We start from the raw sequence: 14,250 nt of genomic DNA on the forward strand, positions 1-14,250 counted from the left end.
TATTAATTGTTTTATGTTTAGTTCTGTAAATAGTACGGGCGCTTATAGCCAAAAATACTTGAATTAAACATGTCTTGTGTGCCAATAGTCTTTTGGTTACCATTTAGCCCCTTGATGATAAATTGTAGTTCAAAGCCACTATTAAAATCATCACGGTTTTCATTGTTAGAGTCATTACCACTTAAGTTTGAATTTATATGTCTGTGGTAAGCAATACGTACAGCCCAACAGCAACTTTCAAATTGTATTCCCGCATAACTCTCTATACTACGCTGTCCTTTTAAATCTTGTGTTAAGCGTCCTACAAAAGCCCAGTCTTTGTTTAGTGCAAAGTTTGCGAGTAATGACATTTGTTCTAAACTACTATCTGAGACATTACGAGCGTACCTATGGTTCAATTGAACTGAATTATATTTGTCAATTTGATAATTAACCGCCGCTTGGCTTTTGTTTGTAAAGCTTTCATCTGTATTGTATTGTATATCGCTACTGATTTGCCACTGATGATTTAAGCGATAAAACAAACTGGCGGCAACTGACGACTGCAGATTATCATTATTATCATCAAATAATTCATCAACGGTGTTCTTTGTGGATAAATATTGAATACGCCCTAAACTTAGTCGAAAAATTTCTAAGTTTGATTGATCAAGAATTCTACTTGTAATACCCCAAGTGTATTGGTTAGCACTGGCTACTCGGTCTAAACCGCTAAAACTTTTGTCTCTAAATAAACCATTAAAATCATCTTGTAATTTGGTTGTATCATATAAACCAATATTACTTTGATCTTTTTCTGGAATATACAAATATTGAATTTGTGGTTCTATTGTTTGAGTATAGTGATTATCAAATAATGATAAGTGCCTATCAAAGTTAATACCCCCATGAAAACGCACTTTAGGTAATGTGCGATTCACTGTTTTACTTAGTGCACTGCCCACCTTAATATTATCTTGTTGGTAATAAGTATGCATTAATTTAAATTCAGAATTTAAAAACCAAGCGGGTGTGGATAATGGAAAGTTAACTCCTGCCTCAACATGATAACGATTTGCGTTAGCTTGATCACTAGATTGAGCTTTAAAACTAGTTAACTCTGAGTTGAATTCTAATTGACCTGATAAGTTTGGTTGTGAAAATAGTGTAAATGGTTCTTGTGCATAAATTTCTATGTGGGGTAATGTTTTATAACTAGGTTGATGATTCCCTAAAACTTCAAAATCTTGTAACTTTAGCGTGGTTTGCCATTGTTCACCAAAATAAGATAGCTCACCAACTTGGTATAAATAAGCATCGTTTGCATTGTATTGTTTAGAGCCAATATCAACTAAATAATTGTCATCACTCATGGTTGTGTAGTCAATATAAGCTCTAAAGCTATCTGAAAAAGTTCCTACGTGTTGCAATCGTGCAAGATAACGTGCATCACTATTGGCGTTAATTTCATTATCTTTATTCAAATATTCTAAATTAATTGTGCCATTTTGCAGCCCTGATAAGTACCTGACTTCTGTTTTTAATTGTGAGCCCCGTTTAGACATATAATGTGGTGTTATGGTGGCATCTAAATTAGGGGCAATATTCCAATAATAGGGTATTTCAATGGTTAGACCTGAATTACTAGAGCTGCCAATTTTAGGGTATAAAAAACCACTTTTTCGTTGTTTTGAAACAGGAAAAGTAAAATAGGGTAGGTACAATATGGGCGTGTCAAATAATCGTATTTGTGCATGATATGCTTCGCCTTCACTGCCGTCTGCAGATATTTTTATTTCAGACGCCTTTATTTGCCAATCAGGTTTTTCACCCACACAAGTTGTAAATGTTGAATCAGCTAAGCTTAATCCTGATTTGGCACTAATTTCTAATTGCTCTGCACTGCCGCGACCAGGATTACCATATAATTGATATGCAGCATCGTGCATGGTGCTTTTTTTGTCGTTTTTACTGGCATATAATTCACTAGCCAAAATATCAATACTTTGGTTTTGATATCGTATATTACCTTGCGCATTAAAGGTCATTAATAAACGATCAAAAGCGAGTTGATCTGCTGTGATTGTTTGGCTTTTATCTATTAATGTGACGCCACCCTTAAAATTGGCGACTTGATCTTTTTCAATACTGGCATATTTAGAGGTTATGTTAATACTGTCATCTGTTATTTTAGGGGCGTTAGGCATCATGGGATAAAAAGTAGGAATGGCGCATTGTTGAGTCAAATCTACGGGTTCTGAACCTGTTTCAGAGTGTGTTTCTGCATACGCAAACATTGAAAATGCTACACAAAATAAAGTGATGAAAATAAGAGATAGTCGGAAAAAAAGCATTTATTTGTAAAGGTTATCTTAAATATGTGCAATGAAACGTATATGATATAGCAAATGTCGCTTTCTCGCTACGAGTAGCGAGTAAATAGCAAATTAAAGTGTAGGAAAATAATAAACGTATGCGTATTTGGGGAAAAGTTTTAGGATTTCTATTTGGCTTTATGCTAAGTAGGAGCTTTGTTGGAGCATTGCTCGGTATGTGGTTAGGGCACATATTTGATCGTGGGCGCGGCTTCGATTTTGATGGTGTATCGGGTGGTAAAGAAGATGATGTTGCTCGTCAAGCTGCTTTTTTCTATACAACTTTTTCAGTGATGGGACATGTAGCTAAAGCTAAGGGGCAGGTGACTAATCATGAAATAGCGTTTGCTAGTGCCTATATGAACAAGCTTGGTTTAACCAGTGAATTGCGTCAACAAGCACAAGATGCGTTTCGAGAAGGTAAAACAACAGGATTTCCTTTACAAGAGCGATTACGAAAGTTTAGACGTATTTGTGGTGCTCGTCATGATTTACGCCTGATGTTTTTGGAAATTCAAATTCAAGTGGCTTTTTCTGACGGTGATTTAGATACCAAAGAGCGTGAAGTATTACACACCATTGCTAAATTACTAGGTTATTCTTCACGTCAGTTAGATGATTTATTAGAAATGATAATTGCCAGTGCTGCATTTAATCAACAAGCAGGACAAAGTTATCAACAATTTAACGGTGAAAATGCATCAACCAGCACAGGACAATTAGAAAATGCCTATAAAATTTTAGGTGTTAGTAAAGAAGACTCTAAGGGAGACATTAAAAAAGCATACCGTAAACTGATGTCACAACACCACCCTGATAAATTAATTGCTAAAGGTCTTCCGCCAGCAATGATGGAAGCAGCTAAAGAAAAAACTCAAGATATTCAAGCCGCTTATGATTTGATTTCAAAACACAGGTAAGTGAGGATTTATCACGCAAAGATATTGTTTGAAGCATAGTGATTAAATTTTCATAGACTACCAACCAATTGCTGTTAACCAACTTTTAATTTGGGTAAATAGCGCTTGTTCTGGATAGTATCCCATTACTGTATTATTCAGTTGTCGTTGTCGATAATAAGCTTTCATTTCCTGTTTCGACAACATGAGACGTTGTTTAGCTTTTGATATAACAATAGGGTTGTCGTATTTTAAGTATAAATCTAAAACGGGATATTCACTATTTGCTAACTGTTTTGCAAACACTGTATTAGTGTCATCAAGTAAGATATTACTACTCAATACATAACTACTTATCAAAATTAGCGCATTAGGGGGTTGTGTAATTATTGATGATTTGTTTTCTTGGCTTAATAAATCAACGAGCATTGCACCATGATTACCTTGAGCAATGATCATTATTATACCAGGCGATTCTTTCGCTTTCTCGATAACTGCATTCATCAGCGTTCCTAGCTTGCTTTTGTATTCGTTAAGAATCGCTTTGTTTTCTTCTTGTTGTTCACTTATTTTTAGTGCATTTGAGGGATAATTATTAGGTTTACTCATTGGTTGAATACTAATGGATGTCCAACCGTGCATAGGCAGTTGTTTACGTAAATAATTTATTGCTTTTGGGTTTGTAGCGCCTTGTTGCCAATCAGGTAGTAAAATTGCCACACCTTTATTATTTACACTGGTATTTTCAGTGACTAAGGTGATGTATTCTTCAGTCCCTGCTAATAAAGGTTTAATTTTGTTAGGGGTTAGGTAGTGCTTAATATCTTCTTGATGTTGTAAGGTTAAGGATATCGGTGGTGGAACGGGGATTGTTTGGTCTTTTACTTCATTAGCTTTTGGCTTTTCAGGAGTTTTTTCAGGAGTTTTTTGAGGCGCAGAGGTCGTTTGTGAAACTGTATTTTCACTATTCGATTGTTCATCTTGCTGCGCCAATACAGTAAAATTTGTTAAAGTTAATAACGAAAAAGCAAGTGAAAGAACTGTTGATTTAAGTAGTGCGCGCACAATGACCCTTCTATTTGAATAAAATAATAACTGACATAAGTAGTTAAACTCACGCTCTATTTATCTTTATCGGCTTGCAAGCTAATTGTATTAATTAAAAGGACAAGGTGCGTTAAAATTAAGTAATTCTCCTGTTACTGGGTGTGCCAAACTCAAATGTTGGGCATGCAGTTGTAACCTAGAGCTAGCCATTAATGCTTGCTGGTGTGCATAGAGCCGATCACCTAAAATTGGGTATCCTAACGCTAGCATATGTACGCGGAGTTGATGAGAACGCCCCGTAACAGGCGTTAATTCAACTAATGTACTTTTTATGCTGTTATCTGAACCGTTATTTATTACTTGGTCATCGTTGTAACTTAGCACTTTATAATGCGTTAGCGATGGTTTTCCGTTGTCATGGTCAACTTTTTGTTTAGGTCTATTGGGCCAATCACAAATCAGTGGTAAATTCACAGTCCCTTCATGCTCTTTTACGTGGTCATAAACACGGGCAATATAGCTTTTTTGTGTTTTGCGTTGCTCAAATTGGCGGCTAATAGCGACATGGGCGGGTTTATTGAGTGCCATAATGATAATGCCTGAAGTTGCCATATCTAAGCGATGAACCACAGTTGCGGTAGGTAAAATGCGTTGAACTCTATTTTGCAAACAGTCTTTATGTTCAGGCAAACGTCCAGGTACACTAAGTAAACCGCTACTTTTATTTAATACCACAACATCCTTATCTTGATAAATAATATCAAGATAAGGAGCCATGGGTGGTTGATAGATAAAATCTGGATTTGCAGTCATTAATGTGTCACCACGATCATACGTATGGCTTCAAACGTTAATTGTGCTTTATCTATATAGTATGACAATTCATTTTGTTGATGGCTTATAAAATCAATTTCTGCTTGTCTTACACTCGGGTTAATTGCTTTTAATGCCGTTAGCCTTTGTTGCTCTTGGTCAAGCTTAGTTTGCATGTTGGTTAATGCTTTTGTTTGAATGGCTTTTATTTGTTTTTTTCCATGATCTTCAGCTTTGGTTACTAGCGGGCTTATCTGTGATTTCAGTGCTTTAATTAGCTGCAATGCCATTTGCTTTTTAACAGGTGTTAATTGCTTGTCTAGAACAGATTCACTGACTTTTTCAGCGAGGTCGTTGCCACTTTTATCGACTAAAACGCGAACAGGTGTTGTTGGTAAATAACGGCCTAGCTGCAAGTGTGCAGGGGCAGTTGCCTCTACTGTAAATAAACATTCCAAAAAGAAAGTACCTACAGGCAGCGCTTCATTTTTTAATAACCCGATACTAGCATTACCAATTTCATCAGTCATTACTAAGTCCATAACGCCACGTACCATTGGGTGATCCCAGGTGAGTAATTGATAATTTTCATTAATTAATGCCGTGTCACGATCAAAGGTAATGGTTGTGCCGTCTTCTGGTAAACAAGGAAAATTACTATTGAGCATGTGTTCGCTTTGATTCAATGCAATGGCATTATCGGCTTTGTCGTCTTGTTGAACACCAAAAACATCTAATGCTTGAAACATAAACTGAGGCAAGTGTATTTGTCTGTCACTGCGTGCAATTTTTTCAACTAAAGCATGGGCTCGCCCTTGACCAGATGAGTTTAGCTCAAGCAATTTATCACGGCCAGATTCTAGTTCTGCTTTTATTTGACAATGTTTTTGCCAAGTATCACTAATTAATTCATCTGCTTGACGAGATACTTGCTGGCCACTTAATGCCAACGCCTGCAACTGTTCTCCATAGGCTTCATAAATTGCTCTGCCTGTTATACAAGTATGTTCAAAGGCTTGCAGACCTTGTTGATACCAGTCAAATAACAAACCTTGTGCAGAATCTTCAAAATAAGGGATATGCAATCGTATTATTTCAGTTTGACCTATTCGGTCGAGTCGACCAATACGCTGTTCTAATAAATCAGGGTTGCAGGGTAAATCAAATAATACTAGGTGATGTGCAAATTGAAAGTTGCGTCCTTCGCTGCCTATTTCTGAGCAAAGTAACAATTGGGCGCTGTTTTCATCTTGGGCAAAGTAGGCTGCAGCTTTATCGCGTTCAAATATTGAAAGTCCTTCATGAAATACAGCGGAACGAATACCTTCTTTTACACGTAGCACTGCTTCTAAATCAATCGCTGTTTGGGCATGAGCACAAATAACTAACACTTTTTCTTTTTTTAATGATTTAAGTAAATCAATTAAGTAGTCAACACGGGGGTCAAAGCTAGTCCAAGCGTCAGCGTTGTGGTCAAGCCCGTATAGCATTTCAGGCGTGAATACGTATTTGGCCTGTGCTGAGTTTGCAAGCGTTTCAGGGCAACCACTGAGCATAAATTCATTGAGTGTTTCTTGATATTGTTCAGGCATAGTTAAAGGTGTTGCATGAGTTTCTCGTGCGGGGAAACCTTTAATTGAATTACGTGAGTTTCTAAATAAAATACGCCCTGTGCCATGTCTATCGAGTAATTGAGAGACAAGTTGTTGTCGAACCACTGCTTGTTGATCACCTTCATCATTTAATAATGTTAGTTGCTGGCTAATATCAGACTCTTTTAACAAGCCAGATAAGGTGTTTTCTTGATCCTTAGTTAATGTTAGACCTTCAAGCAATGCATTGGCGGCATCAGCTACTTCACTATAGTGTGATTCTTCTTTGATAAATTTTTCGTAATCAAAAAATCTATCTGGGTCGAGTAAGCGTAAACGGGCAAAGTGACTTTCATGGCCTAATTGATCAGGGGTTGCTGTTAGTAAAAGTACACCTGGAATTACTTGTGCTAGTTGGTCTATACATTGATATTCGATGCTTGGATTGTCTTGACTATAATTTAAATGGTGCGCTTCATCTACCACCATTAAATCCCACTCTTCTTTAATGAGTTCGTCGTACCATTGCGGGTTTTTAGTGACAAAGTTTAGGTTAACAAGTACTAACTGTTCGCTACTAAACGGGTTTGTATTGTCATCACCTGCTACCTCAACACAGCGATCTTCATCAAATATACTAAAATTAAGGTTAAAGCGGCGAAGCATTTCTACTAACCATTGATGCATTAATGATTCAGGTACTATGATTAAAATACGTTTTGCTCGTCCGCTAACCAATTGTTGATGAATGATCAAACCCGCTTCAATAGTTTTACCCAAGCCTACTTCATCGGCAAGTAGAACACGGGGTGCAAAGCGATTACCTACTTCATCAGCAATGTAAAGTTGATGCGGAATAAGGCTGACGCGCGCACCTGTTAAGCCGATGAGTTCAGATTGTTGTTGTTGATATTGATAATGAATGCAGTTTTTACGTAAGCTAAACCAATCAAGCCTGTCAACTTGGTTGTTAAGTAAGCGATCATGTGGCTTATTAAATTTAATAAAGTGATCTATCATTACTTCTTTTAATGAGACTTCTTCTTTACCTTCACTACCCTGCTTTAAACCATGATAAGTTATAATGCCATGCGCTTCAGACATAGAGGTTACTTTTAATGACCAACCTTCATGGCTTGGAATTGTATCGCCTTCATTAAAAATAACGCGTGTTAAAGGGGCGTTCTCCTTAGCATATTGTCTAGATTCTCCCGTCGCGGTGAAGATAATGGTAACGAATCTGTGTTCTATATTGGTAACGGTTCCTAACCCTTGATCTGATTCACTATCACTTATCCAACGCTGACCTACCTGAAATGGCATAAAAAACTCCAAACAACTTAAAATTTAGGCGAAATTACGATGCTGAATACTCAGCACTGAAAAAGTCGCTATATTACCTTTTCGCTATAAATAATCATAGTTAGCTTTGGTAAAGAATAGTAATTTTTTCTTGTCATAGCCTAAATAAACTGCCATTGTTAAATAGTAGATGCTGACTATGTGAAGCAATGCATGGTCATTATCTGTGCTCTTATCATTGTACTATTTATCTACATAGTATTTTTGTCTGCATAGTATTAAGCTGGAGATGCTTACATGAGTGATGAAAAAACAATTTATATCCTCGATACCAATATCCTTTTGCACGAACCCTTCGCTTTTTTATCCTTTAAAGAACATGATGTTGTTGTTCCAATGACAGTGTTAGAAGAATTAGACTCAATTAAAGATAGACGAAAAGATGTTAGCAGAGATGCTAGGGTTGCTATTCGCGCGCTTGAGGATACTCTCTCTGAGGCAACACCAGAGGAGGTATTGGCAGGTGTAAAATTACCGCAAAATGATGAACAGCACCCTAGTGGGCATTTATCTATTATTAATGACTATAGTTTAAAACAAACAGCCCAAATATTATCGTTTAATGAAAATGATAATCGTATTATTAATGCAGCGCTACATATTCAAAAAGCAAATCCCAATAATAAAATAGTATTGGTGACGAAAGATATTAATATGCGTTTAAAAGCCAAAGGGGCGGGGCTGGCGCATGTGGAAGATTACAGAACAGATCAACTTATTGATGATATTCAGTTTTTAACTAAAGGTTATCATCAATTTGAAGGTGATTTTTGGCAGCATGTTAAGGTATGTGACACCCAAACAGAAGGAAGAAATACCACACATATTATGGATAAAAGTTCAGTTCCTTTGTGTTATATGAATGAATACCTTATTGATGAAAGTGAAACATTTGCAGGTAAAGTCACTGGTTGGAGTGACGACCAAGTGTCTATTTTGGATTTAGGTCGAGAACGTTTACTAGGAAAAACAGCTTGGGGAATTCATCCAAAAAATATTTATCAGGGTATGGCCATGGATGCCTTGCTTGATCCAACCATTGATTTGGTTATTTTAACAGGCCCTGCTGGGTGTGGTAAAACCTTATTAGCACTTGCCACAGCGTTGGAACAAGTAGTAGAAAGTGGTTTGTATGATAAAATTATTGTTACTCGTAGTACGCCTGAAATTGCTGAATCTATAGGCTTTTTACCTGGAACAGAAGAGGAAAAAATGGCGCCATGGTTAGCGGCAATCACTGATTCTTTAGAAGTATTACATAAGCAAGACGAAAGTATGTCTGGCAGTTTAGACTATATTATGGATAAGGCCAATATTCAGTTTAAATCAGTTAATTTTATGCGTGGGCGTAGTATTCAAAACGCATTAGTGTTGCTAGATGAGTGTCAAAACTTAACAGCTTCGCAACTAAAAACCATTATAACCCGTTGTGGGGAAGGTACTAAGTTAGTGTGCTCTGGTAACTTAGCACAAATAGATAGTAATTATTTAACGGCAGTGACATCGGGATTAACTTATATTGTTGAACGTTTTAAAGATTTTCCGGGTAGCGCAACGGTAAACCTAAATGGCGTTGTACGAAGTAGGTTAGCATCATTTGCAGAGGAAAATTTATAGTAATCAATATTATAAGTAACCTGATTTTAAGTTAAGGCTTTTTACTATAGCCTTAACTTATTAGAATAAAAATTGATAAAGGTAGCTATGCGAGATGAGGGTACTTAATTTTTAGAGCATATCGTATGTATCTTTTCTTCAGGAGTTGGACTAACTACACCGCAGGATAATACTTAAACAACGCTTTGTTTTCTCATTTCTTTTTAATAATAAAGTCAGATAAAAGTGCAATGTCACCAACTTTTAATTCTTGCGGAGTGGGAAATAAATTAATGCATTTGGTATAACTATTTTAATTGCTACAACAGGATGATGAAAACAAATGAAAAAAAATATTAAGTACCAATTAATAAAACTTGTTTTGGCAACCCAGTTATTAGGGGGGATATTCATATTCAACGGCTTTGCTATGGAGCCAAACTTTGCTATTGCTATTCATGGTGGTGCAGGAACGATTGATAAAAAATTAATGAAAGGTGAAATACGCACGAAATATGAAAGTAAGTTGCAAGAGGCGATAGATGCTGGTTATGGCTTGTTAGAGCAAGGTAAAACTAGTCAAGAGGCTGTTATCGCTGCTATACAAGTGTTAGAGAATTCTTCTCTTTTTAATGCGAGTAAAGGTGCTGTTTATACCTTTGATGGCAAGCATGAATTAGATGCTTCCATCATGGACGGTAAAACACTCAATGCAGGCGCGGTTTCGGGTGTAACTACCGTTAAAAGTCCTATTGCACTTGCAAAATTGGTTATGGATAAATCAGTTCATGTAATGTTGAGTGGAGAAGGAGCCGAATTATTTGCTAAAGAGCAAGGGGTACCCTTGGTGGATAATAGCTACTTTGATACACCGCAAAGATATCAGTCATTATTGAAAGCCAAGGAAAAACTTTTAAAAGCTGAAAAAGAGCTAAAAGACTTTCGTACGGCACATCGAACACTTGATTTAGAATACAAAGTGGGCACTGTTGGAGCGGTTGCGCTTGATAAGTTTGGTAATTTAGCCGCAGGTACATCAACAGGTGGAATGACCGCTAAACGGTATGGTCGAATTGGTGACTCACCTATTATTGGTGCTGGTACTTATGCTAACAATGATAGCTGTGCTGTTTCTGCAACGGGTCATGGTGAGTACTTTATTCGCTATCATGTCGCTGCTGATATTTGTGCTCGAATGCAATATCAAAAAATTTCGTTGGAAGATGCGGCTGAGACAGTAATAAATAAAATATTGAAAGATGCTGGTGGCTTAGGTGGCATTATCGCCATTGATCATCAAGGTAATATTACAATGCCATTTAACACTCCTGGTATGTATCGTGGTAGTAAGTCTTCAACTGGTGTCAGTACCATTAATATATTTTAGTTGTGTACTCTATGAAGTATTAAACAAACAAGCATAAGAAAAAGATTGAAGCATTTATTGTGGCCTATGCTCAATAAATGCTTCAAATTAAATATACCACTTAGCGATAATTAAAAGACTTAGAGGCAAAGCATTGATTGAGGAGAATGGTTATTCCCTTGTCAAAATCAATAACGCCGCATGTAAGCCTTTTAAGCTCGCTACTGTAGCTCTAAGTTGAGCGATTCATTATTTCAATTGGTCTAACCTAATGGTATGGCATTATAAAGTAACTAAAGCCTGCTCTAACATTGCACGGATTTGTTCAACAATGTTAGTTTCAATTTCAGCATCATATTGTTGAATTCTTGGTGTGTGTATGTGCCCTGTAGGAATAGTAGAGTTTAATTGATCTCTTAATCGAATACTGCGATAAGATATTTCATTTGACAAGTAGCCACCGCCTGAGCCATTTACAGCAATATGTTCAGAGATATTATTGAGTATTTCAGGCTTAAAAGTGATAGGTTTACCTGAAATACTTATACTAGTAACCTGATGATTATCTATAACTTTATAATCACCTTCAGCTTTCTGCATTGCTGATATAGGTAAGCTAAATAATACAAATTCTTCGCCTGGTAATGCCCGTTGGTGCAGTTTAGGTATTACAGGCTTTTCTTGAGTACCCCCAGATAATATATTTAAATTATCTGGTGCTGTTACACTACGGCGTTTACCTGGAAACCTTTCCAAATCAAATTCTTTACGACCCATACTCACTGTAACAATCATATCAACATTGTTAAGTGTATAATAAGGTGCCAGTAAGTCTTCGATAATTCCTTGATCAAAGTCTTCATAACGAACAGGCACTATAACTGTGTTAATTTCAGCTCTGATACCTTTGTATTCAATTACTTGACCATCAAGTAAAAGTGCTGCAATGCCAGATGGATTACTTTGATTGATGTTACGATCAAGTAAAAAGGGGTCAAAGCCAGTTAATAATATTTTTTTATTTGTGCCTTGAGTAAATGCAAGTTCCGTTCGCCCTCTTGAACCTTGTTCCAACTCTTTTAATAAAATAGATAATTGTATTTCACTAATATCGAATGCAGGTTTTGTTATACGCATGGTTTTGCTAGACATTAATCTTGCCCAATATAATGGGCGATCATCTACGCGTTTATTTGCTAATATTTGCTTTTTTGCTATTTGCCACAATTGGTGAGAGTATTCTCTCACTATATGCGTTGCTTCATTAAAGTTAGCTGCTTTTTTCCAGTGACTAGTAAAGTTATCTACATTATCACTAAATAGAGTTACTGTATCAGGTATTACTTTTTTTGCTGAGTCAATTCGTAACTCTTCTACTGTTAAGCTATTAGCAAAAACCGTTACATTAATAAAAAATACAGCTGTCAGTATTGTATATTTTGCTCTTAACATAAATTCCCTTAATATTTTGATTGTTGAAAACAATATGATTTCATTTAATTTTATAACATATTGCGCTAATTTAATGATGGAAAATTTCCATTCATTATTTTGTTCGCTATAATTAAATAGAAACTTAACAGAGCTATATCATTATGAAAACATTAACTACTGCTGCTATATTCGTTTCTTTATTTTGCTCCACCGTTACTTTTGCATTTGCCGCAACAGCTGAAATAACATGGACAGATTATGAAAAATACCGTGATATTCATCCAGGAGAAGGGCACAGAAAAAACTTTCGTGAAAATACCTTTCGTAATTTTGAAAAACATTTTGTGAAGCTTGCGGCTAAATTACCCGAAAAACAAGTATTAAAAATTGAGGTAACCGATATAGATTTAGCTGGTGATACTCATCATGGTGGTATTAATCGATTACGTATTGTTAAAGACATTTATTTTCCACGGATGAATTTTTCGTATCAACTGCTCGATGCTAGTGGCAGTATAATTCGAACTAATAAAGTTGAGCTAAAGGATATGAATTTTATGATGAATGGATCGTTGAGATATCGTCAGGATTCTTTAGGCTATGAAAAGAAAATGCTCGATGATTGGTTTTTTGATGCATTTAAAGAGCAACTTGTTGTTAAAGAATAAATTGTACTAAGAAGAAAGTTTTTGTGATTAACTATGCTGACAGCATGAACTGTTTAGTTATCTAACTATTTTTTGTTGAAGAAAATCATAAAAAGCATTTACTAGCGGGTCATAATAATAATGCTCAGATTGAATAATAGATAGCTGACGGTTTAAATTTAAAGGGCTTGGCAGCACTTTAAATATACCAAGCGCTAATTCTTGTTGAATGGATAATAAGGATAATACCCCTAAACCCAAGTTAGCTTTAACGGCTTGCTTTATTGCTTCTTGTCTTGCTAAGTCCATGCTGTGACTTATTATACCTCCTTGTTGTTGCATCGCATTAACGAACACAGTGCGTGTGCCAGAGCCGTGTTCACGTAATATCCAGCGTTGTTTTGACATATCTTCAATCGTTAATTTATTTTGAGTGGCTAGGCTATTGTCGCTGGCGCAAAAAATTGCAAGTTCATCACTACGCCATGGAGATAAATGTAGCGATTGATGCGAAATAGGTGCTTCAATTAAACCTATATGAGCCTGTCCAGCCATGAGCTTATCTGTTACCTGCTCAGAATTACTAATGGCAAGTTTAGGCTCTACTTTGGGATGTTTTGCTATAAATGAGGCTAAAAGTTGTGGCATAACATAAGAGCCGATGGTAACACTGGCAGCTACTTTCAATTCTCCTTGTAACTCAACCGTGGTTGGTTGCTGAATTTGGGTTTGTAATGCGAGCATTTGTGTCGCTTTACTTAGCAATGCTTGCCCGTGATCATTGATTACTAACTTACGGCCATAACGTGTAAATAAAGGATAACCAAGTATGCTTTCTAGCTCTTTTAACGATTGGCTAGCAGCTGATTGTGTCATAGAAAGAGCTTCTGCGGCTCTTGTAATGCCACTGAGTCTTGCTGTGGTGGTAAATACAGATAACTGCTTTAATGTGATATTCATGTGCGATTTATAACGTTCTAATCTAGCGCTTATTAATAATGTTAATATAGCATAGTAAACGTATTAGATTTATTTAGTTAGCTTAATGTATTACATGATTCATGAAATAATTCGTTAATTTAAACCAGAAAACTGAAACAGTAATATTCCGCCGATGCCGATAAACATTACGTTATAACA

General features: G+C 36.3%; 10 protein-coding genes. 4 read left to right on the forward strand and 6 right to left on the reverse strand.

What is annotated here, in order from left to right; all coding sequences use genetic code 11:
- Nucleotides 1-17 precede the first annotated feature (17 nt).
- Nucleotides 18-2,276, reverse strand: coding sequence for an LPS-assembly protein LptD (locus tag ACE1OF_RS00775; RefSeq protein WP_448891976.1), 2,259 nt, complete (start codon nucleotides 2,274-2,276; stop codon nucleotides 18-20).
- Between the two features lie 176 nt (nucleotides 2,277-2,452).
- Between ACE1OF_RS00775 and djlA the strand changes: the two genes are divergently transcribed.
- Nucleotides 2,453-3,274 (forward strand): co-chaperone DjlA, encoded by an 822-nt coding sequence (djlA, locus tag ACE1OF_RS00780; RefSeq protein ID WP_448891977.1) that lies wholly within the window; start codon nucleotides 2,453-2,455, stop codon nucleotides 3,272-3,274.
- 57 nt (nucleotides 3,275-3,331) lie between these two features.
- On the opposite strand, the gene ACE1OF_RS00785 is transcribed toward djlA, so the two are convergent.
- The 3 genes from ACE1OF_RS00785 to rapA all read right to left on the reverse strand — a co-directional run bounded on the left by ACE1OF_RS00785 (nucleotide 3,332) and on the right by rapA (nucleotide 8,028).
- A complete protein-coding gene (locus tag ACE1OF_RS00785) occupies nucleotides 3,332-4,318 on the reverse strand; it encodes a DUF3530 family protein (RefSeq protein ID WP_448891978.1) in 987 nt (328 codons plus the stop codon).
- 90 nt (nucleotides 4,319-4,408) lie between these two features.
- A complete protein-coding gene (locus tag ACE1OF_RS00790) occupies nucleotides 4,409-5,113 on the reverse strand; it encodes a pseudouridine synthase (protein ID WP_448891979.1) in 705 nt (234 codons plus the stop codon).
- Nucleotides 5,113-8,028 (reverse strand): RNA polymerase-associated protein RapA, encoded by a 2,916-nt coding sequence (rapA, locus tag ACE1OF_RS00795; protein WP_448891981.1) that lies wholly within the window; start codon nucleotides 8,026-8,028, stop codon nucleotides 5,113-5,115. Before rapA ends, ACE1OF_RS00790 begins: the two co-directional genes overlap by 1 nt.
- A gap of 276 nt (nucleotides 8,029-8,304) precedes the next feature.
- On the opposite strand from rapA, the gene ACE1OF_RS00800 reads away from it, so the two are divergent.
- Nucleotides 8,305-9,684, forward strand: coding sequence for a PhoH family protein (locus ACE1OF_RS00800; RefSeq protein WP_448891982.1), 1,380 nt, complete (start codon nucleotides 8,305-8,307; stop codon nucleotides 9,682-9,684).
- Nucleotides 9,685-10,006: 322 nt separating this feature from the next.
- On the forward strand, nucleotides 10,007-11,050 hold the full coding sequence (locus ACE1OF_RS00805) for an isoaspartyl peptidase/L-asparaginase family protein (protein WP_448891983.1): 1,044 nt from the start codon (nucleotides 10,007-10,009) through the stop codon (nucleotides 11,048-11,050).
- 261 nt (nucleotides 11,051-11,311) lie between these two features.
- Here the strand turns inward: ACE1OF_RS00805 and ACE1OF_RS00810 are convergent, their stop codons facing one another.
- On the reverse strand, nucleotides 11,312-12,481 hold the full coding sequence (locus tag ACE1OF_RS00810) for a hypothetical protein (RefSeq protein ID WP_448891984.1): 1,170 nt from the start codon (nucleotides 12,479-12,481) through the stop codon (nucleotides 11,312-11,314).
- Between the two features lie 143 nt (nucleotides 12,482-12,624).
- Here ACE1OF_RS00810 and ACE1OF_RS00815 point away from each other — a divergent pair, with 143 nt between their 5' ends.
- On the forward strand, nucleotides 12,625-13,131 hold the full coding sequence (locus ACE1OF_RS00815; protein WP_448891986.1) for a DUF3016 domain-containing protein: 507 nt from the start codon (nucleotides 12,625-12,627) through the stop codon (nucleotides 13,129-13,131).
- A gap of 57 nt (nucleotides 13,132-13,188) precedes the next feature.
- On the opposite strand, the gene ACE1OF_RS00820 is transcribed toward ACE1OF_RS00815, so the two are convergent.
- Nucleotides 13,189-14,070 (reverse strand): LysR substrate-binding domain-containing protein, encoded by an 882-nt coding sequence (locus ACE1OF_RS00820; RefSeq protein WP_448891988.1) that lies wholly within the window; start codon nucleotides 14,068-14,070, stop codon nucleotides 13,189-13,191.
- Nucleotides 14,071-14,250: the final 180 nt, after the last annotated feature.

This window comes from Colwellia sp. E150_009 (assembly GCF_053543955.1).